The 22269-nt window shown below is 59.7% G+C and carries 22 protein-coding genes; 13 read left to right on the top strand and 9 right to left on the bottom strand.

The genetic code is table 11. The annotated features are described in order from the left end of the window. Positions 1-11 precede the first annotated feature (11 nt). Positions 12-623 (top strand): LysE family translocator, encoded by a 612-nt coding sequence (locus KUV52_RS17290; protein ID WP_222527189.1) that lies wholly within the window; start codon positions 12-14, stop codon positions 621-623. A 3-nt stretch (positions 624-626) separates the two neighbouring features. Here KUV52_RS17290 and KUV52_RS17285 read toward each other — a convergent pair whose 3' ends face one another. Then, on the bottom strand, positions 627-866 hold the full coding sequence (locus KUV52_RS17285; RefSeq protein WP_222527188.1) for a DUF3389 domain-containing protein: 240 nt from the start codon (positions 864-866) through the stop codon (positions 627-629). Continuing rightward, complete coding sequence (locus KUV52_RS17280; protein WP_222527187.1) at positions 863-1294, bottom strand: hotdog fold thioesterase; 432 nt, start codon at positions 1292-1294, stop codon at positions 863-865. Before KUV52_RS17280 ends, KUV52_RS17285 begins: the two co-directional genes overlap by 4 nt. A gap of 127 nt (positions 1295-1421) precedes the next feature. On the opposite strand from KUV52_RS17280, the gene KUV52_RS17275 reads away from it, so the two are divergent. Together KUV52_RS17275 and KUV52_RS17270 are read left to right on the top strand one after the other, a co-directional pair. Beyond that, the gene (locus KUV52_RS17275; protein WP_222527186.1) at positions 1422-1895 is read left to right on the top strand and encodes a DUF2947 domain-containing protein; all 474 of its coding nucleotides are present in this window, start codon (positions 1422-1424) and stop codon (positions 1893-1895) included. Between the two features lie 270 nt (positions 1896-2165). Then, positions 2166-3062: a LysR family transcriptional regulator gene (locus tag KUV52_RS17270; RefSeq protein WP_222527185.1), complete on the top strand. Its 897-nt coding sequence runs from the start codon at positions 2166-2168 to the stop codon at positions 3060-3062. Here KUV52_RS17270 and KUV52_RS19050 read toward each other — a convergent pair. Further along, entirely contained in the window at positions 3049-4275 is a 1227-nt protein-coding gene (locus tag KUV52_RS19050) for a GGDEF domain-containing protein (protein WP_222527184.1), read from the bottom strand. The genes KUV52_RS17270 and KUV52_RS19050 overlap by 14 nt on opposite strands. A 153-nt stretch (positions 4276-4428) precedes the next feature. On the opposite strand from KUV52_RS19050, the gene KUV52_RS17260 reads away from it, so the two are divergent. Next, positions 4429-4638, top strand: coding sequence for a YgdI/YgdR family lipoprotein (locus KUV52_RS17260; protein WP_222527183.1), 210 nt, complete (start codon positions 4429-4431; stop codon positions 4636-4638). 53 nt (positions 4639-4691) lie between these two features. Here the strand turns inward: KUV52_RS17260 and tkt are convergent, their stop codons facing one another. Continuing rightward, entirely contained in the window at positions 4692-6689 is a 1998-nt protein-coding gene (gene tkt / locus KUV52_RS17255; RefSeq protein WP_222527182.1) for a transketolase, read from the bottom strand. A 139-nt stretch (positions 6690-6828) separates the two neighbouring features. Continuing rightward, on the bottom strand, positions 6829-7671 hold the full coding sequence (locus tag KUV52_RS17250; protein WP_222527181.1) for a DNA ligase: 843 nt from the start codon (positions 7669-7671) through the stop codon (positions 6829-6831). A 558-nt stretch (positions 7672-8229) separates the two neighbouring features. Between KUV52_RS17250 and KUV52_RS17245 the strand changes: the two genes are divergently transcribed. Then, a complete protein-coding gene (locus tag KUV52_RS17245) occupies positions 8230-8982 on the top strand; it encodes a hypothetical protein (protein WP_222527180.1) in 753 nt (250 codons plus the stop codon). 95 nt (positions 8983-9077) lie between these two features. Here the strand turns inward: KUV52_RS17245 and speA are convergent, their stop codons facing one another. Both speA and speE read right to left on the bottom strand, forming a co-directional pair. Then, positions 9078-10994 carry a biosynthetic arginine decarboxylase gene (gene speA / locus KUV52_RS17240; RefSeq protein WP_409996489.1) on the bottom strand — a complete coding sequence of 639 codons (1917 nt, stop codon included), beginning with the start codon at positions 10992-10994 and terminating at the stop codon, positions 9078-9080. Then, positions 10995-11855, bottom strand: a complete 861-nt coding sequence (gene speE, locus KUV52_RS17235; RefSeq protein ID WP_222527178.1) for a polyamine aminopropyltransferase — start codon at positions 11853-11855, stop codon at positions 10995-10997. It lies immediately after the preceding gene. 486 nt (positions 11856-12341) lie between these two features. On the opposite strand from speE, the gene metK reads away from it, so the two are divergent. Then, entirely contained in the window at positions 12342-13493 is a 1152-nt protein-coding gene (gene metK, locus KUV52_RS17230) for a methionine adenosyltransferase (RefSeq protein ID WP_222527177.1), read from the top strand. A gap of 73 nt (positions 13494-13566) precedes the next feature. Here the strand turns inward: metK and KUV52_RS17225 are convergent, their stop codons facing one another. Then, complete coding sequence (locus KUV52_RS17225) at positions 13567-14763, bottom strand: MFS transporter (protein WP_222527176.1); 1197 nt, start codon at positions 14761-14763, stop codon at positions 13567-13569. A gap of 154 nt (positions 14764-14917) precedes the next feature. Here KUV52_RS17225 and KUV52_RS17220 point away from each other — a divergent pair, with 154 nt between their 5' ends. From KUV52_RS17220 to KUV52_RS17190, 7 genes are all read left to right on the top strand, one after another. Further along, positions 14918-15157 (top strand): hypothetical protein, encoded by a 240-nt coding sequence (locus KUV52_RS17220; protein ID WP_222527175.1) that lies wholly within the window; start codon positions 14918-14920, stop codon positions 15155-15157. Between the two features lie 76 nt (positions 15158-15233). Next, positions 15234-16379 carry a hypothetical protein gene (locus tag KUV52_RS17215; protein WP_222527174.1) on the top strand — a complete coding sequence of 382 codons (1146 nt, stop codon included), beginning with the start codon at positions 15234-15236 and terminating at the stop codon, positions 16377-16379. A gap of 62 nt (positions 16380-16441) precedes the next feature. Continuing rightward, entirely contained in the window at positions 16442-16942 is a 501-nt protein-coding gene (locus tag KUV52_RS17210; RefSeq protein ID WP_222527173.1) for a SprT family zinc-dependent metalloprotease, read from the top strand. Positions 16943-16986: 44 nt separating this feature from the next. Further along, positions 16987-17676 (top strand): endonuclease, encoded by a 690-nt coding sequence (locus KUV52_RS17205; protein WP_222527172.1) that lies wholly within the window; start codon positions 16987-16989, stop codon positions 17674-17676. 13 nt (positions 17677-17689) lie between these two features. Then, the gene (gene rsmE / locus KUV52_RS17200; RefSeq protein ID WP_222527171.1) at positions 17690-18421 is read left to right on the top strand and encodes a 16S rRNA (uracil(1498)-N(3))-methyltransferase; all 732 of its coding nucleotides are present in this window, start codon (positions 17690-17692) and stop codon (positions 18419-18421) included. Between the two features lie 10 nt (positions 18422-18431). Then, positions 18432-19376 (top strand): glutathione synthase, encoded by a 945-nt coding sequence (gshB, locus tag KUV52_RS17195; RefSeq protein ID WP_222527170.1) that lies wholly within the window; start codon positions 18432-18434, stop codon positions 19374-19376. Positions 19377-19417: 41 nt separating this feature from the next. After that, complete coding sequence (locus tag KUV52_RS17190) at positions 19418-19663, top strand: hypothetical protein (RefSeq protein ID WP_222527169.1); 246 nt, start codon at positions 19418-19420, stop codon at positions 19661-19663. On the opposite strand, the gene KUV52_RS17185 is transcribed toward KUV52_RS17190, so the two are convergent. Beyond that, entirely contained in the window at positions 19660-22164 is a 2505-nt protein-coding gene (locus KUV52_RS17185; protein ID WP_222527168.1) for an EAL domain-containing protein, read from the bottom strand. The two genes, KUV52_RS17190 and KUV52_RS17185, sit on opposite strands and share 4 nt — an antisense overlap. Positions 22165-22269 lie beyond the last annotated feature (105 nt).

The following is a 22269-nucleotide window of genomic DNA, read 5'->3' as shown; positions in this document are numbered from 1 at the left end:
CCGCACCCACGATGATTGATACCACGGTTCTGCTGCTCTTTATCCCCACCTTTTTTACCGTCGCCATTACCCCGGGGATGTGCATGTTGCTGGCCCTCAGCCTGGGCATGAGCATCGGCGTTCGCCGCACTCTGCCGATGATGGCGGGTGAGCTTCTGGGGGTGGCGATGGTGTCGGTGGCCGCAGTACTGGGGGTGGCGGCGCTGATGCTCAATCTGCCCATGCTGTTTACCCTGCTGAAAACCGTGGGGGGGGCTTACTTGCTCTACCTCGGCGTGCAGATGTGGCGCAGTGAGGGACGGCTTGGCAAGGCAGAAACCGTCGTGGATGTGACCGCCAGAGGGCTGTTCTTCCGCGGCTGGCTGACCGCCATCGCCAACCCCAAAGGCTGGGCCTTTATGATCGCCCTTCTGCCCCCCTTTATCTCCGCAGACCGACCGCTGGTTCCGCAGCTGTCGGTACTGGTGGGGATCATTCTCGCCTGTGAATTCAGCTGCATGCTGATCTATGCCAGCGGGGGCAGCACCCTGCGTCGCCTGCTCAGCGCCGACAAGGTGCAGTGGATCAACCGCCTGGCTGGCACCCTGATGGGCGCTCTGGGGATCTGGCTGATCCTGGAGTGATCCCTATCGGGCCCCCTTGATCTCAAGCCCCAGCTCTTCGGCCAGGGCTTCAAGCTGATCATGACTGTCCAGTTGCACCGACCAACTGATGCCGCCCCCGAAGGCGGTCACTACGTTGGCGATCCCAACCAGTTCCACCGCGTCGGCCGCAGCCTGAAGGGTAATGCGGCCCGGTCCGTTGAGGCGCACCATCAGTTCGTTGGGATTGGCAATCAACTTGCCCTGGCTGAATTCGAGAATCATGCCGGTCTCTTGTGCTTCAGCACGGCCATGGTCAGACGACTGGTGCAGACCAGACGCTCACGCTCATCCCGGATCTCGATCTGCCATACCTGCGTTGTCGCCCCCAGATGCAGCGGCGTTGCCTTGCCGATCACCAGACCGGTGCGCATGGCGCGCAGATGGTTGGCGTTGATGTCCAGCCCGACGCAGTAGTACTCCTCGGACACGCAGAGGTTGGCTGCCAGTGAGCCGACGGTTTCCGCCAGCGCTACTGACGCGCCGCCATGCAACATCCCCAGAGGCTGATGGGTTCGATGGTCCACCGGCATGCTGGCAGAGAGTGACTGTTCATCGAAGCCGCAGTACTGGATCCCCAGGTGGGCCACCATGGTGTTTTCAGATTGTTGATTGAGCCGGTCAAGGCAAACCGGGCGCTTCCAGATCGACATTGGGTTCCTCAGTCTGATTGAGATTCCCCAGCATACTGGCTCAAGGTGCCGGGATACAGCGAAAAACCCAGCATAGACTGCGCCGCTCTGGTACTCTAGGCGCCAGCATCAGACTGAATTCAAATCTATGAACTACACCGATCTCGACGCCTATCCTTTTGCCTGGGTGTTCCGCCGGGCTGATCTCGCCATCAGCGACGAGGACAAAGCTCAAATCCGTCCTCTGGCCCCCCACTTCGCCCGGCAGGTCTGGCAGCGGGAAATCAGCCAGGACGGCCATGATCTAGACCGACTCAGCAGCAAAGAGTGGCCTCGTCGTGGCGACGTCTGGCAAGACAGCGTGCCGTGGGACGACGCGTTTGAAAGCGACGATCCAGCCCTGCCTGACGCGATCGCCTCGCACCTGCCCTGGAACGGTGAGACCGTGGTTTACCTCTGCTACGACCCGGAGCACATCCTGGAGACCCGCTACAGCGTGTTCAAACGCTGCTGGAAAGGGTTTCTGTTCGCGGCAGAGCAAACGCTGGTGGTTGGACGCAAGCGTAAAGAAACCCTCTGGTTCGTGGATGAAACCTCAGTAAAGCGCGGCGTACGCCCCTGAGGACAGAGCGAAAAAAAAAGGCACCCGAATGGGTGCCTTTTTTTATTACACGCGGTGACCTGAGGGGTCACTCCTCTTCCGGCGTCGAGGGGGCCTGCTCCGCCTCGGGCTCTGGAGTGAAAATCCCGACCAGGGCACCAACCCAAAGTGATTGAGCATGGGACATAGTGAGTTTCCTGTAGGGATATCCGGGTCGAGATCATGGTAGGCCGACGCCAGCGATAGATAAAATGAATTCACTCTATTGCCATCATTCCAAATGGGCATACCATGGACCTGAAATCACTGGAATGTTTCCTGTTGCTCTCCCGAACACGGAACTTCACCCGCACCGCAGAACAGCTCCACCTGACCCAACCCACTGTCAGCAAGATGGTACAAAAGCTGGAACATCGCCTGGGCCAGCCGCTGGTCAAGCGACAACCTCAGGGGCTCAGCCTGACCGAAGCTGGTCAACACCTGGCGCAAACCGCCGCCCGGATGCTGGAGCAGTGGCAGCAGCTTGAGCACCAGTTCAGTGCCTTGAGTTCGCTGGAGAAAGGGAATCTGAAATTGGGGATCTGCCCCATGGTGAGCCCGCTGGCCGCGCCCCTGCTCAGCACCTTCAGAAAACGCTATCCCGGCATCACTCTGGACCTCTATGAAGATGGGGGGTACGGCTGTGAAAAGGCGCTGCTGAATGACCGGTTGGAGATCTCCTTTACCGCTCTGCCGACCACTCACCATGGTGAGTTTTCCACCCAGTCACTGGAGCGCTATCCGCTCTGGGTCTGCCTGCCGCCTTCCCACCCTCTGGCTGAGGCGCACGCGCTGGATTGGCAGGCGCTGGCGTCACACCCGGTAATTCTCTACAACGAGGATTTTGCCCTCACCCAGTGGCTGACCCGACTCAGTCAACGAGCGGGAGTGGAACTCAATGTGGCGCTTCGCAGCGCGCAGTGGGACTTTATCGGCGCCATGGTTGAGGCGGGTCTGGGACTGGCGATTATGCCCGAACCCATGTGTGAGCGACTGCCCGCCGGTTCGCTGCAGTTTCGCCCTATGAGCCCCACCCTGGATTGGGAGATCGGGCTGATCTGGCGGGAGCGATTGCCACTGGCACCGCCGGCGCTGGCCTTTCTGGAGCTGGCCAAGACGATGATGGGCCGGCCGCTTACCCCAGCTTGAGGCAGTTGCGCCCCGCTTTCTTCGCCTTGTAGAGCGCCTGGTCGGCGGCCTTGATCACCGCTTCCGCCTCCGGGCGCTCACCGGTGCGCTCTGACAACCCCATACTGATGGTGATCTGCACGGTTTTGCCGCCCCCCTGACCCCGACGCTCCCGCCCGGTGTTTTCATCCTCCGGCCGGCTTTTGGTGGAGCGCACCACAAAGGGGTACTCCGCGATATCCTCCCGCACCGCCTCAAGATGAGGAGCACAGGCTTTAGGCGTCTTGCCGGGGAACAGCACGGTGAACTCCTCACCGCCATAGCGGAACACCTGCCCGCCCCCCTTTATCTGGGTCAGTCGGCTGGCCACCAGCTTAAGCACCTCGTCACCCACATCGTGGCCATAGGTGTCGTTGAATTTCTTGAAGTGATCGATGTCCATCATTGCCAGACTGTAGCGGCGACCTACCCGCTTGAGGGCCATGTTCAACGCACGACGCCCCGGAATGCCGGTCAACTCATCGAGAAACGCCATCTGGTGCCCCTGTTGCAGCACCACCACAAACAGCGTCACCCCCACCACCGCCAGCAGGGTGACTGAGATCATCGGCCGGGCAAAGCCCAGGCACACCAGCATCAGGCCCACCACAAGAAGCAGCGCCGCCATGGACGCCGACTCACGATGACGCAGGTAGAGCGCCCACAAAATCACGGCGATCAGCGTTTGCCAGGCAAGCATCAACAGGGGGGCCGGACTGTGCTGAGTCAGCAGAAATGCCCGGGGAGTAAGAAACTGGGTCAGGCCCTGGGCCAGCGCCGGGATCTGAGTCAGAACCGCGACCAGTATCACCCCAGCCAGCAACAGCAGCCAGTGTCCGCCACTCTGACGACTGAACGGCACCCGCTCCGGCAGCAGCGCCAGCAGCAACGCCAGCACCGGTGTCAATAACCCCATCACCCAGAACAGCAGCCGTTTCCCCTCCTGATGCAGGGGCACCTGCAACTGGGACTGGATAAGGCCATAGAGCAGCATGGCGAGAATCACCATAAAGCCGAGCCGACCCTGGTGATAGATCTGACTAAGGAGAAGCGTCGAGCCCAGCGTCAGCCAGGGCAGATAGATAAGCGGTTCGATCAGCTCCGGATAGTGCATCACCAGGTAACCCGGTGCCCACAGTGCAGCGGGGATCAACAACAGTAACAGGATCAGCAGGATTCGATCGGAACTACTCACGAAGGGGCCTTGGCTTGTACGGAGGAAAGTGACGGATAAACAGTACTATTTATCCCAATTTAAGGCGACCCGGAATCGCCAACTATTGAGTCTCTCCCCCGCCCGCTTTGCTCTGTTCTACACTCAAGATTCTGTCTGGATTTGGAGTCACTTATGCGTGCCCTGCTTTGTCTAGTCATCGCTTTGTTCCTGACCGCCTGCAGCAGTACCGAATACATTATGAGTACCCATGACGGGCGACTCATTCCCACCCACGGGAAACCGGTGCTGGACAGGGAGACAGGGATGTACCGCTACGAGGATAAGGACGGTAAGGAGCAGATGATCCGTCAGGACGAGATCCAGGAGATCATCGAACGCTAAGCATAAAAAAACGCCCCCGACTGGGGGCGTTTTTATTGCCATACGATGCGGAATTAACCCAGCAGTTCGTTGGCGGTGTCGACGATGTTCTCTACGGTGAAGCCGAACATCTTGAACAGTTCGTCTGCCGGCGCAGACTCACCGAAGGTGGTCATGCCGATCACACGGCCGTCCAGACCTACATACTTGTACCAGTAGTCTGCGATCAGGGCTTCAACTGCGATGCGGGCAGTGACATCGGAGGGCAGTACGGACTCTTTGTACGCCGCATCCTGAGCATCAAACACGTCGGTGGCCGGGATGGACACCACGCGAACCGCTTTACCAGCGGCTTCCAGCTCTGCAGCAGCCTTCATTACCAGCTCCACTTCAGAACCGGTGGCGATCAGGATCAGCTCCGGCTTGCCAGCGCTGTCCTTCAGCACGTAGCCACCCTTGGCAACATTGGCCAGGGTTTCAGCGTCACGGGCCATCGGCGCCAGACCCTGACGGGAGAAGATCAGTGAGGTCGGGCCGTCGGTGCGCTCAATGGCGTGACGCCAGGCCACCGCAGACTCTACCGCATCACAGGGACGCCAGGTGCTCATGTTCGGAGTCATACGCAGAGAGGCCACCTGCTCTACCGGCTGGTGAGTCGGGCCATCTTCGCCCAGACCAATGGAGTCGTGGGTGTATACGAAGATGGAGGACTTCTTCATCAGCGCCGCCATGCGAACCGCGTTACGGGCGTACTCCATGAACATCAGGAAGGTGGCGCCGTAAGGCTTGAAGCCACCGTGCAGAGCCACACCGTTCATGATGGCGCTCATACCGAACTCGCGCACACCGTAGTGTACGTAGTTGCCAGCGGCGTCTTCAGCACTGATGGACTTGGAACCGGACCAGTTGGTCAGGTTGGAGGGAGTCAGGTCAGCGGAGCCACCCAGCAGTTCCGGCAGTACCGGACCAAAAGCATTCAGGCAGTCCTGAGAGGCTTTACGGGTCGCAACCTTGTTAGCAGTCGCTTGCAGTTCAGCGATGTAGCTGTCGGCGTGCTCGGTCCAACCCTGCGGCAGATCACCTGCCAGACGACGCTTCAGCTCGGCAGCCAGCTCAGGGAACTCGGCAGCGTATGCTTTGAAGCGAGTGTTCCAGGCGCCTTCTACCTCATCGCCCTTGGCTTTGGCATCCCAGGCGCTGTAGATGTCGGCAGGCACTTCGAACGGACCGTGCGGCCAGTTCAGGAAGTCGCGAGCGGCGGCGATTTCGTCGTCACCCAGCGGGGCGCCGTGACAATCGTGGGAGCCGGACTTGTTGGGGCTGCCGTAACCGATAACGGTCTTGGTGCAGATCAGGGTCGGCTTGCCGGTTTCGGCGCGAGCGGCTTCGATGGCGGCTTTGATCGCTTCCGCGTCGTGGCCATCAACGGCCGGGATAACGTGCCAGCCGTAAGCTTCAAAGCGCTTCGGCGTGTCATCGCTGAACCAGCCTTCAACGTGACCGTCGATGGAGATGCCGTTGTCATCCCAGAAAGCGATCAGCTTGCCCAGGCCCAGGGTACCGGCCAGGGAGCAGGCTTCGTGGGAGATCCCCTCCATCAGACAGCCGTCGCCCATAAAGACGTAGGTAAAGTGGTCAACAACGTCGTGACCCGGACGGTTGAACTGAGCGGCCAGCACTTTCTCTGCCAGGGCCATGCCCACACCGTTGGTGATCCCTTGGCCCAGCGGGCCAGTGGTGGTTTCAACACCCGGCGCATAGCCGTATTCCGGGTGACCCGGAGTGCGGGAGTGCAGCTGACGGAACTGCTTCAGATCTTCGATGGAGAGATCGTAACCGGTCAGGTGAAGCAGGGAGTAGATCAGCATGGAGCCGTGGCCATTGGAGAGGATGAAGCGGTCGCGATCCGCCCACTCCGGGTTGGCCGGGTTGTGTTTCATAAAGTCGCGCCACAGCACTTCGGCAATGTCCGCCATGCCCATCGGGGCACCGGGGTGGCCGGAGTTGGCTTTCTGGACGGCGTCCATGGACAGGGCACGAATCGCATTGGCAAGCTCTTTGCGGGAAGACATCTTGGCTCCTGGTTCAGAGGTAATAGGATTGAGGCGGGGCATATTTTCAACGCTTGCGCCTCCGGACGCAAATCTCACGCGAAAAAACACTGGCTAGAGGGCAGAACTGGCAAAATTTGTTCTGCGTCAGCCTGGCCCGTTACAGGCCCAGAAACCGTCGTTCAAACCGGGCAAAGCGAGGCAGGCCAGCGTCTGTACGGCCATTGTAACTGTAGGTCACCACCGAGCCGATGGGCGGTGGCTGACGACGCTCCTCATCGGAAAAACCGCTGCCAAGCCGAAACCTGCGCCCCTCAGGATCTTCCACAATTAACGCCCCCATCATCCCTTGCAGGCGCCCGTTGCCGGGCAGATAGCCAACCACTCGGGCTTCCCCATCCCACCGGGGCTTTAATTTGAGCATTCCGGGGTCTCGGCCGGCTCGGTAGCGCCCATCCTGATGGCGCAGAATCAACCCCTCACCACCGGCATCCACCACTTCAGCCAACCGCTCCGCCAACTGTTGATGATCCCTGACCCGGAATTGCCTGACCGCCACCAGATGGGGTAACGCCAGCGATTCAATGGTCAAGCGCATGGCCTGATAACGGAGCGCAAAAGGGTGCAGCAGATCGGGACGATCAAACACCCGATACTGTACCTGCCGCCACGCCGGTTCATCGGGTATCTGGTCCCGGACAATCCGCATCAGGGATTGAAATTGACCGCGTCCCAGCCATAACTCACCATCAAGGGGGTGGCTGGGCCAGCCCCGGGTAAACCAGGCGGGAGCCACAATCGGCCGCCCACCGCGACTGAGCAACCCTGTGCCATCCCAATAGGCCCGCATGCCGTCATACTTTTCACTGACGAGGTAAGGGGAGAGAGATGGCACTGCCTGATAGGGTTGAGCCAGCATCAGGTCCGGTCCGTTCGCATAGAGGGTGTGGGGAAAGCAGCAGCAGAATGCCGCCACTCTGCTCAGGGAAATTGTCGACGTCATACACTCCGCCTCCTTGCGCAGATATCGTGACCTAACCCTAGTTCAACTCCCCGAGATGCAAGAGTGTCCAAAATTCACAAAGTGTTCACTCGGTGAGTCAACAGGTTGCGAGCAATAACTGTACAGCTCACGTTTTGAACAGAAGCGCTGGCCAATAAGTCGCCAATGTGTATAATCGCCATGAACCTTATTCACGGCATACCGCGCCAGCGATAAGCGACAAACCCGGAGATGGGCTTTCCCGAAAAATCGATGCCCACAGTAACCCGATGGAAGGGTTGGAGTTTGCCGAGATCGTCAGCGTTGAGACACTCTTTTAGGGATCGTAATGGCTATTGAATCAACACAGGGCTTCCTCCGTCACCCCATCATCACTTTTGCGTTTTTCTTCAAGCCGAACTGCTGCAGTTAGCGTGTTTGCCAACGCTTCAGGCCCTGAACACATCGTTCCCCTTGCCTGACCGCCGACCATAGCCTTTTTGTGAATTTCAGACCCTCTGTCAAACGACAGTCGGTCAGGGCTTAGAGTAGCCCAGTGACAGTGAGAATAACGAGATAATGCTTCGTACCATCACCGCCGTTGCCATATTGATGAGCCTGGCTGCCTGTGGCAGCTCCGATGACCACTCCGCCAGAACCCAGGCTCAGACCAACATCACTTCAGCCGAGCAGAGTGCTGCTCCTGTTACCTCGATGACACAATGTCAGCCGGATGAGATTGCCGTCGACTTTGGCTGCCTGCCCCTGGAGCCCAATCTGGCCCAGTTGGCTGACAGCTTTGACTGGCGCGCCGAAGATCTGGCGGCCACCTGCCTGGATCCGGAACTGCCCGCCATCAGCTGCGAATTGCGCTATAGCGATGATGCGACACCGCACGATGTGGCCGTAATCAGCGGTGAACTGGCGGTAGATCAGGCGCACAACAACGGCAGCGGATCGCTGAATTTCGTTGTCAGTAAAGATGATGAAAGCAACGAAACCACAATAACACTGGAAAACCACACCTGGGACGCACCGCAAAGCTGCGAAGCCGCCCATATGAACTGTGAATCCGTGTTCACCATGGTGAAATCCAATGGCGATTCCGAGGAGTTGGGTCGTATCGACACCAACGGCACTCTGACCCTTAAGGTTGATGATGCTATGGCTGACAAGATGCGTGGTACCGTGCGTCTGGAGGTCAATCACTACGAGGCGGGTGCCCTCTACTCTACCGATGCCTTCATTACCCCAAGAGCCGAATTTGTCGCGGCGTTTTCCCGCATGCGTCAGCAGCCTGACAACCAGATCGAACGCGAACTGGCGGACTGATCCAGACAAGCGCTCACCACCTCCATAGGAAGTGGTTTAAGACTGACAACAAAAAAGGCCCCGTTCGGGGCCTTTTTTTATGAATGCGACGACGCTCAGGGTTCCAGGTAGGTGTAACCCTGAAGACCCGCCTCCAGTTCCGCCAGAATGGCGGTACGAGTGTCGGCATCCAGGTCACGAGCATCCAGGCGGGACTGGTAGCGCGCCAGGATCACTTTCGGGTCCAAGTTCACGTACTCCATCACTTCCGCCACGGTGGTGCCCTCAACCTGGTCCACCAGTTGCCACTGGCCTTCCGCATCCAGACGCACATCCACCACTTCGGTGTCGGCAAACAGGTTGTGCATGTCCCCCAGGATCTCCTGGTAGGCGCCCACCATAAAGAAGCCGATGTGGTACGGCGTTTCCGCCTTCCAGGCCGGCATCGGCAGGGTGGTTTCGATCCCCTGGCCATCCACGTATTGATCGATGGTGCCATCGGAGTCGCAGGTGATGTCCAGAATCACCGCACGACGATCCGGCTTCTTGTCCAGACCGGACAGCGGCAGTACCGGGAACACCTGATCGATGCCCCAGGCATCCGGCAGAGACTGGAACAGGGAGAAGTTCACGAAGAACTTGTCCGCCAGCTTCTCATTGAGCTCATCAATGATGGGCCGGTGCGCCCGGTTTTTCGGGGTCAGTTTCTGCGCTACCTGGTGACACACCGCCAGGTGAACCTGCTCGGCCCAGGCGCGCTGCGCCAGGTCCAGCAAGCCGTAGTTGTACTTGGCGTGTACGTCGGCCAGATCGTTGTGGGTATCGTGGAAGATCTCGCCCAGAGCGCGCAGGTCGGTATGCGCCTGCACCTCTTTCAGGGTCTGCCACATGTTGTTCAACACCAGCGGGGCGCCCGGTCCGGGAGCGGCCAGATCCTCCTCCGGCTGGTACGCCTCAACCCCGATCACATCCGCAATCAACACGGCGTGGTGGGCGGTCATGGCGCGACCGGATTCGGAGATCAGCCGAGGGTGAGGCAGCTGGTACTGACGGCACACATCGCCGATGGCGTACACCACGTTGTTGGCGTACTCCTGCAGCGAGTAGTTCACCGAGCAGCTGCTCTGACTGCGGGTTCCCTCGTAGTCCACACCCAGGCCACCACCCACATCCACGATGGAGATGGGTGCGCCGATCTTGCGCAGCTCCATATAGAAGCGGCCGCATTCGGTCAGCCCTTTCTGGATGTCGCGGATGTTGGACATCTGGCTACCCAGGTGGAAGTGCAGCAGTTGCAGACAATCCAGCTGGTTCTCAGCGCGCAGGCGCTCCACCAGCTTCAGGATCTGCGCCGCAGAAAGACCAAACTTGGACTTTTCACCACCGGAGGACTGCCACTTGCCCTTACCCTGACTGGCCAGACGGGCACGGACACCAAGACGGGGGATCACCCCCAGCTTACGGCCCTCTTCCAGCACCAGGTCCAGCTCGGACATCTTCTCAATGACCAGATAGACCTCGTAGCCCATCTTCTGACCGAACAGGGCCAGACGGACATACTCGCGATCCTTATAGCCGTTACAGACGATCACCGACGCGGCGTCCTGCGCCATCGCCAACACCGCCATCAGTTCCCCTTTGGAACCGGCTTCCAGACCCAGTTGTTCACGGCCACCGGCGATCAGCTCAGTCACAACGCTGCGCTGCTGGTTCACCTTGATGGGGTAAACCGCCAGATAGTCGCCCTTGTAGCCGTAATCGCTGATGGCAGTGCGGAATGCGCCGCACAGCCCCTTCACCTGGCTGTGCAGGATATCGGGGAAACGCACCAGCAGCGGCAGCTTGGCGCCGTTACGTTTGACCAGGGTGTCCGTCAGCTCGGCCAGATTGATGCTCTGCTCCGGCGCCTGACGGTCGGGGCGAACCACCACTTGACCCTGCTCATTGATGTGGAAGTACCCACGGCCCCAGTAGGGCACGTTGTACAGGTTGAGTGCGTCGTCTACGGTCCAGTTCAATGCCGGAACCCTCAGTTATTCCACCGCCTCAAGGCGATCGATCAGGAATTGGGGCAGCGCGAAGGCGCCGGTGTGCACCGCGGGGGTGTAGTAGCGGGTTTTGAAACCGGCCTTGGCGAAACGCTCGGCGATCACATCGGTCGGCAACTGACGCAGTTCGGCGTTGTCGGAGGCCCAGGCCAGGGACATCACACCACCGATGTAGGTCGGCACCGGCGCACAGTAGAAGGTGCGATCCGCAAAGAAGGGCTTCAGACGGGCCTTGGTGGTTTCCGCTTCGTCCGGCTGCATAAAGGGCACACCGTTCTGAGCCACAAACACACCGCCTTCGGTCAGGCAGTTTTTGCAGCCACGGTAGAAATCGGACTCAAACAGGGCTTCACCCGGACCGATGGGGTCGGTGCAATCGGAGATGATCACATCGAACTTCTCGGTGCAGTTCATCACGAACGCTTTGCCATCGCTGATCACGATGTTGGCGCGGGGGTTATCGAATGCCCCATTGCTGTGGTTCGGCAGGTACTGCTTGCACATCTCGATCACCTGGGCGTCGATCTCCACCTGAGTGACATGCTCTACGGCTTCATGACGCAGCACTTCACGGAGAATGCCGCCGTCACCACCACCGATGATCAGCACACGCTTGGCATTGCCATGAGCCAGGATCGGCACGTGAGTCAGCATCTCGTGATAGATGAACTCGTCAGCTTCGGTGGTTTGGATAACGCCATCCAACGCCATGACCCGACCGAACCGTTCATTTTTGAAAATGATCAGTTCCTGGTGCTCAGTCGGCGCGCGGAACAACACCTCTTCCATCTCGAAAGACTGACCGTAAGAGGGGTAAAGGGTTTCCAGGTAGCGGGTCTCGCTCATTGGGAAATTTCTCCTAACTGCCGCCCGTCAGGGCGAAAACGAATCACAGTAACGACGGGAAACAAACCGGTCGTGAAAGCATGGTCAGTCGAAGAAAGCTTGCGAAGCGAGGGCGCAGGAGGTGCGGACAACCGCGGTTGTCCACCCCAAAGAGGGGAGGGGAGATGAGCAATAACAGTCATATTCTTTTCCAGTGCCGTGTGGGGGTAAACGCCCACACGGCTTATGCCTCTAGAACCATAAAGCCTCAAAATCAAACACAATCATCGTCGGCCTGACGCCGCGGCGCGCAGTTATACCCCCTTTGTTTGGCAAAATCTAGCGCGCTCCACACAGACTAGACTCAAACTCCAACAGGGGTATGACGGTGAGGTGCGGAAGTTTTGATCCGCCGCACTGGTATTGGCGGGAAAAATCCCTAAAATAGCCGTCCAGATGTAGAAGCCTCTACACGTTTTTCAGTATAGATAGACGAGAGAATTTGCTATGGCACGTCACCTGTTCACCTCCGAGTCGGTGTCCGAAGGTCATCCCGATAAAATCGCGGACCAGATCTCCGACGCGGTGCTCGACGCCATCCTGGCTCAAGACCCCAAAGCCCGCGTAGCCTGCGAAACCTACGTGAAGACCGGCATGGTGATGGTAGGCGGTGAGATCACCACTTCCGCTTGGGTAGACATCGAAGAGATCACCCGTCAGACCGTTCGTGAGATTGGTTACATCCACTCCGACATGGGCTTTGACGCCAACTCCTGCGCCGTACTGTCTGCCATCGGCAAACAGTCCCCTGACATCAACCAGGGCGTAGACAAATCCGATCCGCGTGAGCAAGGCGCGGGCGATCAGGGCCTGATGTTCGGCTACGCCAGCAACGAAACTGACGTACTGATGCCGGCCCCGATCACCTACTCTCACCGTCTGGTGAAGCGTCAGGCTGAAGTTCGTAAGAACGGCACCCTGCCCTGGCTGCGTCCGGACGCCAAGTCTCAGGTCACCTTCGCCTACGAAGATGGCAAGATCGCTGGCATCGATGCGGTAGTACTGTCTACTCAGCACTGCGACACCGTGACCACCGAAGACCTGCGCGAAGGCGTGATGGAAACCATCATCAAGCCGGTACTGCCTGCTGAGTGGATCACCAAGGACACCAAGTTCCACATCAACCCGACCGGCCGTTTTGTTATCGGTGGCCCGATGGGTGACTGTGGTCTGACTGGTCGTAAGATCATCGTAGACACCTACGGCGGCATGGCCCGTCACGGTGGCGGTGCCTTCTCCGGTAAGGATCCGTCCAAGGTTGACCGTTCTGCCGCTTACGCCACACGTTACGTTGCCAAAAACATCGTAGCTGCCGGTCTGGCTGATCGCTGTGAGATCCAGGTTTCCTACGCCATCGGCGTAGCCGAGCCGACCTCCATCAGCATCGAAACCTTCGGCACTGGCAAACTGCCGGAAGACAAGCTGATCGCCCTGGTTCGCAAGCACTTCGATCTGCGCCCCTACGGCCTGATCCAGATGCTGCACCTGGAGCGCCCGATCTACCAGCCGACCGCCTCCTACGGCCACTTTGGCCGCGTTGAGTTCCCTTGGGAACAAACCGACAAGGCTGAAGCCCTGCGCGCTGACGCCGGTCTGTAAGACCCGGTATCGCGACAGAAAAAGCCCCGCAATGCGGGGCTTTTTGCTTTTATAAGCTCCTGAAACCGAAAGCTCACACCGCCTCGGCGACCACCGTTGTTCGACGTTTATAGAGCCCCGCCAGGGCCATAAACTGCAAGGCGTACAGCAGTGCGCTTCCCCCCATCACGCCGTCCCAGTTGCCTTGCTCAAAGCAGTACAACAACCAGAATCCCCCCAGGCTGGCGCCCAGGTAGTAATGCACCAGGTAAAGCGCAGTGGCACTGGCCTTCGCCTTTTCCGCATGCTGGCTGACCCAGCCATATGCCAGGGCATGAACCAGAAAGGCTCCGGCACTGATCAGCAACAGCCCCAGCACCATGGCCCAGAGCAGTTCCAGCCGCGCCACCACCACGCCGATCATGGCGATCACCGTACCCAGCGCCATGCCGGACAGCGACCCAAAGCGCAAACTCCAGGGTCCGCTTAAGCGGGAGGTCAGGGTGCCGCTCAGATAGCAGAGGAAGATTAGGGAGGCCACCGCAACCGGCAGCTCATGGGGTGGGGCAACCAATCGGAAGCCCATCACGGTGAACTGATTGACGAACAGCGCAAAGTTCAGGCCACCAATAACCATCGCCAGCCACAGCTTTGGCGTCATCAGATGACTCAGAGCGGTGCTCACTTCACTGCGCCAGCGCGCCACCGAGGGGACGAATCCCCGCGCGGGAGGCAGGGCGCGCCACACCCAGATGGCGCCCGCCATCGTCACCAGCGCCAACAACAGCGCCGCAGTTTTCCAACCCAGCGAATCCCCGACAAAACCACCGTAGATCCGTCCCAGAATGCCGCCCAGAGAGTTCGCCGCCACGTAAGCCCCCACCGCCAGAGCCAGCGCAACCGGCGAAAACTCTTCCGCCATATAGGCCACTGCCACCGCGACAAATCCCGCCAGCGCCACTCCCATCAGCAGCCGCAACAGAATCAGGGGCCACAGCGCAGTCACCCCCAGTTGTGCCAGCCCCACCAGGGGGATCAAAATCAAGCTGAGCAGCAACACCGGTCGACGTCCCCACCGTTCCGACACCAGTGCCCAGGGCAACAGACCGATAGCCAGACCGAGCGTGGTTGCCGCATGGATGCCATTAACGGCAGTGGCCGGCATCGCGAACTGCTGCACCAGGGTCGGCAGCAACGGCTGGAACAGATAGAGATTGGCAAACACCAGAAGAGAGCCCAGGGCCAGGGCACGGGTGGCGGACCGATACTCGGGGGTACCCGGTTCAATCATGGAGGGGAAACTCATAACAACTTGAGAGGTCTACAAAATAGCAGCGGTGCCCCGGCGACGGGAAATAGCCAAAGCGGAATCAGTCATCGGCATTGCTTATGCCGCGACTACACTGAACCATCGACGCTAGGTCGAGCAGTAAGCAGGAGGGCGCATGAGCGATCTCTACCAGGCTCACGACATCAACTACCGGGGTGAGAACTGCGGCGTCCACAACTGGATGACTCAGGATGGGCACAGTTTCTACTGGCACCCTGACTGGCTTCATATCGCCGAGGATGAAACCGGCATGCACGTTAAGCAGCCGTTGGAACTGGCCCCGGGAGAAGCCCCACAGAAGCATCACGCCATAAAAGCAATTCTCCACTATCTCAATGGATTAACGGGACAATGAGGGCCCAGGCATCTTTCGTCCTGGCGTCCCATGGGGTAACCTCAGAACACCCTCTGGAGCCAGGACAAGGAATGCCATGAAGCCCCTCACCGCCCTCGCACTGACCCTTTTCAGCGCCACCTCACTCGCCGCCGCTCTGGACGTCGAGGAGCAGCGTCTGCCGGTGGCGGAAGCCACCCTTGGCAACGAAGTGACTCAGCGTTATCAGAACCAGGTCAGCGCCCTGACCCTCCGCTACCAGACCGATGGCAATGAGCTGACGGTCACCAACAAGGTGGCGGAAGATGGCCAGGCTCTGTGGCGCGCGGCCGTCGCCGATGTGCAGGCGGGCCACCTGGATGACCGCAGCCTCTACTGGGCCCGCCTGAGCGCCCGCAAAGCGTTGAAACAGAATGAGCCCGCCTTCCGCATGGCGGAGTGGCAGCGCACCATTCTGCTCAGTACGTTGGAGAAGGCGTCCCGGGGGATGAGTGACATCCAGTTTGATGACGACAGCGAGATCCGTATCCTGCTGACCGGCTTCGATCCCTTCCTGCTGGATCGGGACATCGCCCAGTCCAACCCCTCCGGGGTGGTAGCTCTGGCGCTGGATGGCCGACGCTGGACCGTCAATGGGCGTAAGGTGCAGGTGGAAACGGCGATGATCCCGGTACGGTTCGAGGATTTCGACAAGGGCATCGTGGAAGCGCTACTCACGCCCTACCTGCGGGAAAACAAGATCAGCCTGGTGGCCACCGTATCCATGGGCCGGGAGCAGTTTGATCTGGAGCGTTTCCCCGGTCGCAATCGCAGCGCCACCGCGCCGGATAACCGCAATGTTCTGACTGGCGCCAATGCCCAGAACCCGCTTCCGCCCAAGCTCAATGGTGCCCCGCTCAACGGCCCCGAGTTTGTGGAGTTCAGCCTGCCGGTCGCGTCGATGCAGCAGGCGCCGGGGGCGTTCAGCATTGTCGACAACCACACGGTGAAGACGCTGAACGGCGTCCGGGATGCCGCCAATCTGGCGTCACTGACCGACCAGGTCTCGGTGGAGGGCTCCGGTGGCGGCTATCTGTCCAACGAGATCAGCTACCGCAGCATTCTGCTCAAAGAGTTACTGGGCAGCCGGGTTCCGGTGGGCCATATCCACACCCCCAAAGTCAGTGGACATGACGCCAAAACCACCGAAGCGATCCTGACCCAGGTTCAGGCGATGTTGAACCAGGCCGCTCAAGGTCTGTAACCCCGTAGACAGGGGAATGGGGGCTGGTATAGTGAGCCCGATTTTGCCCTTTTGGAGCCCCCATGCCCTCGTCAGCGGATCCGATCGATCCCCTTCATCGTGCCCTGCTGGCTCGGATTGAATCCTGCTATCGTCAGGCCGAGTCTCACTTTGATCGTACCTTTCCGCGCCCTGCCGTAAGCCTGCGCATGCGAGGCCAGAGTGCCGGTGCTGCTCATCTGCAGGACAACCGGCTGCGATTCAATCCCGTTCTGCTCGCGGAAAACCCGGACGCCTTTCTGACGGAAGTGGTGCCCCATGAAGTGGCGCATTTGCTGGTGTGGCACTGCCACGGTCGGGTGGCTCCCCATGGCGCCCAATGGCAAAGCATGATGCGCGACGTGTTTGGACTGGTTCCCCGTACCCGGCACCAGTTTGATGTTGCCAGTGTGGCGCCGAAAACCTACGCCTACCGCTGCCAGTGCCAGGAGCACCAACTGACCGTGCGCCGCCATAACAAGGTAAGCCGCGGCCAGGCCCGCTATCTTTGCCGCGGCTGCGGTGCTGCCCTAAAACCAGTCTGATCCTGGTCGCCTATCTCCCATAAGTCCTTTTTGTTCCCGATTGCATGATTCGACTTCTCCCTCTGCTGCTGGCGCTGATCGCCAGCCCACTACTGGCTGCGCCTCAGAGCTTCAGTCAGGCCAAGCGCATGATGTTTGAGCTCTACACCGGCCCACTCACGTCGCAGACCCTGTACTGCGGCTGCAACTTTGCCCCTCAGGGGAAGAAGCTGATTCCGGATCTGCCCAACTGTGGTTATCAGGTCCGCAAACAGGAGCGGCGAGCCAGTCGCATCGAGTGGGAGCACGTGATGCCCGCCTGGCAGTTTGGCCACCAGCGCCAATGCTGGCAGAAAGGGGGGCGTTCCGAGTGCAGTAAGGACAGCCAGTTCAAAGCGATGGAGGCGGATCTTCACAACCTTTATCCCGCCATCGGCGAGGTCAACGGCGATCGCTCCAACTACCGTTTCAGCGACTGGAACGGCACCCCGAACCAGTACGGCCAGTGTCAGATGGTGGTGGACTTCAAAGGGCGTCAGGCTCAACCGCCCCATGCCGCCCGGGGGGCGATTGCCCGAGCCTATCTTTATATGGCTGAGCAATACGATTTGCGCCTTTCTGCTCAGCAGGAAAAACTGATGAAGGGTTGGCATAATAGCTACCCGGCTGACGCGGCTGAGTGCCTGCGTCACCGCTATGTCAGTCAACGGCAAGGCTGGGAAAACCGCTTTACCGCCGAGCAGTGCAACCCCTGAACCGGAACCCTCTATGCGCGTACCACGTATCTATCAGCCCGTTCCACTCTCTGTCGGCCAGCAGTTGGCCCTGGATGAAGATGGCGCCAATCACATCGGCCGCGTGCTGCGGATGCAGCCTGGCCAGGCCCTGATGCTGTTTAACGGCGAAGGCCAGCAATATCCGGCCATCATCGATGAAGCTGGAAAGAAGCATGTGGTGGTGACGGTCCAGTCTGTGGAGGAGCACAACCCGGAGTCTCCCCTGTCCCTGCACCTTGGGCAGGTGATCTCCCGCGGAGAGAAGATGGAGTTCACCATCCAGAAGTCCGTTGAACTGGGCGTTGCCAGCATCACGCCGCTCTGGTCAGAGCGCTGCGGCGTCAAGCTCACCGGTGACCGTCTTGATAAGAAAGTGGCCCAGTGGCAGAAGATCGCCATCGCCGCCTGCGAGCAGTGCGGCCGTAATGTGGTGCCGGAAGTGCGCCCGGTGATGCGTCTGGACCAGTGGCTGGTGGAGCCCTTCGACGGGCTCAAACTCAATCTGCACCCCCGCGCCGACTACAGCATCAACACCCTGCCGGAACCGGTAAAGGATCTTCGCCTGTTGATTGGCCCCGAGGGTGGGCTCTCTGCAGAGGAGATCGAGACCGCCCGCGAGCAGGGCTTTACTGATATTCTTCTTGGGCCCCGGGTGCTGCGCACCGAAACGGCGGCCCTAACTGCCATGACCGCATTGCAGGTTCGCTTTGGCGACCTTGGATAAGGAGTCCAGGATGATCAAGCTTGGCATCGTGATGGATCCCATCTCGAGCATCAACATTAAGAAAGACACCAGTTTTGCCTTCCTGCTGGAGGCCCAGCGTCGTGGCTACGCCCTTCACTACATGGAGATGGGCGATCTGTACCTGGACCAGGGGGAAGCCCGCGCGCGGATGCGTTCACTGAAGGTGGAGCAAAACCCGGATAACTGGTTTGAACTGGGCGAGGATCAGGATAAACCCCTGGCGGATCTGGATGTGATCCTGATGCGTAAGGACCCGCCGTTCGACACCGAGTACATCTACGCCACCTACATGCTGGAGCGTGCCGAAGAGCTGGGTGTTCTGGTGGTCAACAAGCCCCAGAGCCTGCGTGACTGTAACGAAAAGCTGTTCACCGCCTGGTTCTCCGAACACACGCCGACCACCCTGGTGACCCGCAGCGCGGAGCGGATCCGAGCCTTCCACAAAGAGCATGGCGACATCATCCTCAAGCCCCTGGATGGCATGGGCGGCGCGTCCATCTTCCACGTGCGTCAGGATGGCAGCAACCTGGGTGTGATCATCGAGATCCTGACCAATCACGGCCAGTACTACGCCATGGTGCAGAAGTACATTCCCGAAATTAAGGACGGTGATAAGCGCATTCTGGTGGTGGACGGCGAGCCGGTGCCCTACTGCCTCGCCCGAATCCCGCAGGGCAGTGAAACCCGCGGTAACCTGGCGGCCGGCGGCCTTGGCGTTGCCCAGCCCCTCTCCGACAGCGATCGCCGCATCGCTGAGGCGGTGGCGCCGGAACTGAAGCGACGTGGTCTCATCTTCGTTGGGCTGGACGTTATCGGTGACAAGCTCACGGAAGTGAACGTCACCAGCCCCACCTGTGTGCGTGAAATCGAGGCGGCGTTCGACATCGACATCTCCGGTCGCCTGATGGACGCCATCGAGAAGCGCCTGGCGTGAGGGCCGCGCTGCTGATGCTTGCGCTGATGGCGGGGCCGGCTATGGCTGGCCCCTGCCTCCAGGCCCCCTGGCGTGAGCAACCCTGCCCCAATCTTCGTTACTTATCGGTTCTGGGCGATAACGGTGCCCGGATGATGTGCGTCTGTACGCCGGATTTTGACCATCTGCAGAGCGTGCCGGAGACCGCGGCGGGCAAGACACTGAGGGTTAGGGAACTGGAGCGCATTGCGGCCAGCTACCAGCTGTCCGAATCGGAACTCAACCAGCTGCTGAACCTGCCGGATTAACGATTCAGCCGGCCCAGCAGCTGAACCCCACGCTCCTCGTCAGGCCAGCGCAGATCCTCCCCCAGTTGCTCCATCAGGGTCTGTGCCTGGCGCTCATCCAGTGGGGGCGAGAACAGATAGCCCTGCGCGTAGTCACAGCCAATCTGACGCAGGAACTGGCGTTGGTCATGACTCTCCACCCCCTCCGCGATCACCTGCCGTTTCAGGTTGTGGGCCAGCTCAATTACGCTGGTCACAATGTTCCTGTCCACATCGGAGTTATCCAGATCCGCTACGAACCCCCGATCCACTTTAAGCAGGTCAAAGGGCAACTGCTTGAGGTAGCTCAGGGAGGAGTAGCCGGTACCAAAGTCATCAATGGCGATTCTCACTCCCATGGTTTTGAGCTGATGCATGATCGACATCGCCCGATCGAGGTTTTTGATCAGACTCTCCTCCGTCAACTCCAGCACCAGTCGGGCAGGATCAATGCGATGCTGCGCCAACAGATTGCTCAGATGCTCCACCAGGTGGGCGTTCATATACTGGTTCGGTGACAGGTTTACCGAGACATAAAAATCGTCGCGCCCCAGCCGTTTGCTGTAGCGCTCCAGCAGCTCCACCGCTGAACTCAGGACGTAGTTCCCCAGCTCGACGCCCTCTTTGCTCTCATCCACATCGTCAATGAACTCCGAGGGCATCACCAGGCCACGACTGGGGTGATACCAGCGAACCAGCGCTTCAAAACCCACTACCCGACTGTCTTCCATGGAGAGGATTGGCTGCAGCGCCAGCGCCAACTGCCGCTCCTTGACCGCGATGCGGATCTCCTGCTCCAGCATCAAACGCCGGGACGCGCTTTCCAGCATCTGCTCGTTGAACACCCGGTAGTTGGAGCGTCCCGCCTGCTTGGCCTGGTACATCGCCAGATCCGCCCGCTTCAGCAGCTCTTCCGGACGCATCATCGGGTTATCGCAGAACACCACGCCAATGCTGGTGGTGATGATCAGGGTATGACGCCCCAGTTGCAGTGGCTGCTGCAGGCTGGTGAAAATCTGATGGATGATGCGGTGGATGTCCCCTTCCGATTCGAGCCCCCGCACAATGATGGTGAACTCATCGCCCCCCAACCGACAGACGGTATCCATGCTGCGGATGCACTTCTGCAGCCGGCTGGCGACGGTTTTCAGCAGTTCGTCACCAATGTCATGCCCCAGAGTGTCGTTGACCCGCTTGAACTCATCCAGATCAAGAAACAGCAGGGCGATCTGCTCATCGGTACGGCCAATGCTGGCCAGGGCCTTGGCCATCTCACGATGGAACATGGCGCGATTGGGAAGGCCGGTCAGCGCATCCATCATCGCCATCCGCTGCAACTCATTGGTGTAGCGGTCGACGTCCCCCTCGAGCCGTTCAAGCTGGTTCGCCACCTCCAGGGTGGTGTGTTCCAGTTGATCCAATTCATCCCGTGCCCAGCCCGGCCGGTTGTTCAGGCGATCCCGCAGATCGTCGTAACGGCTCTGCGCCAGCAGAGGCAACGCGCGACCAAGCCGATGCAGCCGATCCAGAGGCCGCCACAACGCCACGCTGCCCAGCCCCCCGGCCAGCAACACCGCCATCAGCAAGATACCGAGCAGGTCTCCGATAAAGGCCCGCTCACTCTGGGCCAGATCGCTGACGTCCCTGAGCAACACCAACTGTTCGCCCTGACGCCCGACCGGCCAGGCGTAGAGCGCCCATTGGGCCCCCTCATAGGCCACCTGCTTTGGCCCTTCGAGCAAGGCCGAGAGACTGAGTGAGTCGGCAGCGACGTTCAACAGGCTGAGGGTGTGGGAGCGGTCGGTCACATTGAGCAGGCGACGCCCCCAGGGGCCCGCACCACTCCCGGCACTGAACAGCGCCAGTTCGACCCGGTGGTTCTCATTCATCGGCCCCAGCACTTCCGCCAGATCGGCCACCAGCACCATCACGTGGATCTTGCCCTCCACCAGCACCGGCACCCCGACTTCAATCAGGCAACTCAGGTGGCAGTGGATCCGGGCATCGGGTTCGCCATTGGCCAGTACCCGCTGCAGCCAGAGGTTCTCCTCCTGCGTCACCGTTCCCAAAGTCAGTGCGGGCACCATGTTAGCGTCGAACAAGCCCATCCCTTTCAGACGCCAGAACAGCTCAAACTCGTCCCAACGATTAGTGCTGCGGGTTCGGATGGCTTCCATAGACAGCCCCTCCTGATCGCCCAGCATCAGGTGGAACTCCTGACTGAGGTTTATCAGGCGCTGCTCCGTCGCATCCAGACTGACCTGGTAGTCGCGCCACAGGTCGTGATACTGGTTCACCAGCACCCGGTCTATCTGTTCATTGAAGCGACGTACGCCAAGCAGCCCGATAATCAGGCTGATCAGCAGAAGGAGCGTGATGGTGGCGAGGACAAACTTCCATCGCAAGCTGAGAAACCGTCCCTTGGCCGATTGCGTCATGGTGCTGCCAAAATCCTGAAAAGTGATAAAAAGGGCCCCGAACATGGCGTACCTGCTTCGCCAGATCAGAGCCTCGATGGTTTGGCGCAACCTGCGGGAGATTCCTATATCCGGCAGGATTCCCGCGCCATTTCTGTCGTCTCGTTACTT

Source organism: Ferrimonas balearica (assembly GCF_019802055.1).
GTDB lineage: Bacteria > Pseudomonadota > Gammaproteobacteria > Enterobacterales > Shewanellaceae > Ferrimonas > Ferrimonas balearica_A.
The sequence above is the reverse complement of the archived record's forward strand: the minus strand, read 5'-3'. Positions and strand labels throughout refer to the sequence as shown.

Excerpts from the sequence above, each read along its gene's own strand:
- KUV52_RS17290 (WP_222527189.1), top strand. The coding sequence starts at position 12 with ATGATTGATACCACGGTTCTGCTGCTCTTTATCCCCACCTTTTTTACC.
- KUV52_RS17285 (WP_222527188.1), bottom strand. The coding sequence starts at position 866 with ATGATTCTCGAATTCAGCCAGGGCAAGTTGATTGCCAATCCCAACGAA.
- KUV52_RS17280 (WP_222527187.1), bottom strand. The coding sequence starts at position 1,294 with ATGTCGATCTGGAAGCGCCCGGTTTGCCTTGACCGGCTCAATCAACAA.
- KUV52_RS17275 (WP_222527186.1), top strand. The coding sequence starts at position 1,422 with ATGAACTACACCGATCTCGACGCCTATCCTTTTGCCTGGGTGTTCCGC.
- KUV52_RS17270 (WP_222527185.1), top strand. The coding sequence starts at position 2,166 with ATGGACCTGAAATCACTGGAATGTTTCCTGTTGCTCTCCCGAACACGG.
- KUV52_RS17260 (WP_222527183.1), top strand. The coding sequence starts at position 4,429 with ATGCGTGCCCTGCTTTGTCTAGTCATCGCTTTGTTCCTGACCGCCTGC.
- tkt (WP_222527182.1), bottom strand. The coding sequence starts at position 6,689 with ATGTCTTCCCGCAAAGAGCTTGCCAATGCGATTCGTGCCCTGTCCATG.
- KUV52_RS17250 (WP_222527181.1), bottom strand. The coding sequence starts at position 7,671 with ATGACGTCGACAATTTCCCTGAGCAGAGTGGCGGCATTCTGCTGCTGC.
- KUV52_RS17245 (WP_222527180.1), top strand. The coding sequence starts at position 8,230 with ATGCTTCGTACCATCACCGCCGTTGCCATATTGATGAGCCTGGCTGCC.
- speE (WP_222527178.1), bottom strand. The coding sequence starts at position 11,855 with ATGAGCGAGACCCGCTACCTGGAAACCCTTTACCCCTCTTACGGTCAG.
- metK (WP_222527177.1), top strand. The coding sequence starts at position 12,342 with ATGGCACGTCACCTGTTCACCTCCGAGTCGGTGTCCGAAGGTCATCCC.
- KUV52_RS17225 (WP_222527176.1), bottom strand. The coding sequence starts at position 14,763 with ATGATTGAACCGGGTACCCCCGAGTATCGGTCCGCCACCCGTGCCCTG.
- KUV52_RS17220 (WP_222527175.1), top strand. The coding sequence starts at position 14,918 with ATGAGCGATCTCTACCAGGCTCACGACATCAACTACCGGGGTGAGAAC.
- KUV52_RS17215 (WP_222527174.1), top strand. The coding sequence starts at position 15,234 with ATGAAGCCCCTCACCGCCCTCGCACTGACCCTTTTCAGCGCCACCTCA.
- KUV52_RS17210 (WP_222527173.1), top strand. The coding sequence starts at position 16,442 with ATGCCCTCGTCAGCGGATCCGATCGATCCCCTTCATCGTGCCCTGCTG.
- KUV52_RS17205 (WP_222527172.1), top strand. The coding sequence starts at position 16,987 with ATGATTCGACTTCTCCCTCTGCTGCTGGCGCTGATCGCCAGCCCACTA.
- rsmE (WP_222527171.1), top strand. The coding sequence starts at position 17,690 with ATGCGCGTACCACGTATCTATCAGCCCGTTCCACTCTCTGTCGGCCAG.
- gshB (WP_222527170.1), top strand. The coding sequence starts at position 18,432 with ATGATCAAGCTTGGCATCGTGATGGATCCCATCTCGAGCATCAACATT.
- KUV52_RS17190 (WP_222527169.1), top strand. The coding sequence starts at position 19,418 with ATGGCTGGCCCCTGCCTCCAGGCCCCCTGGCGTGAGCAACCCTGCCCC.
- KUV52_RS17185 (WP_222527168.1), bottom strand. The coding sequence starts at position 22,164 with ATGTTCGGGGCCCTTTTTATCACTTTTCAGGATTTTGGCAGCACCATG.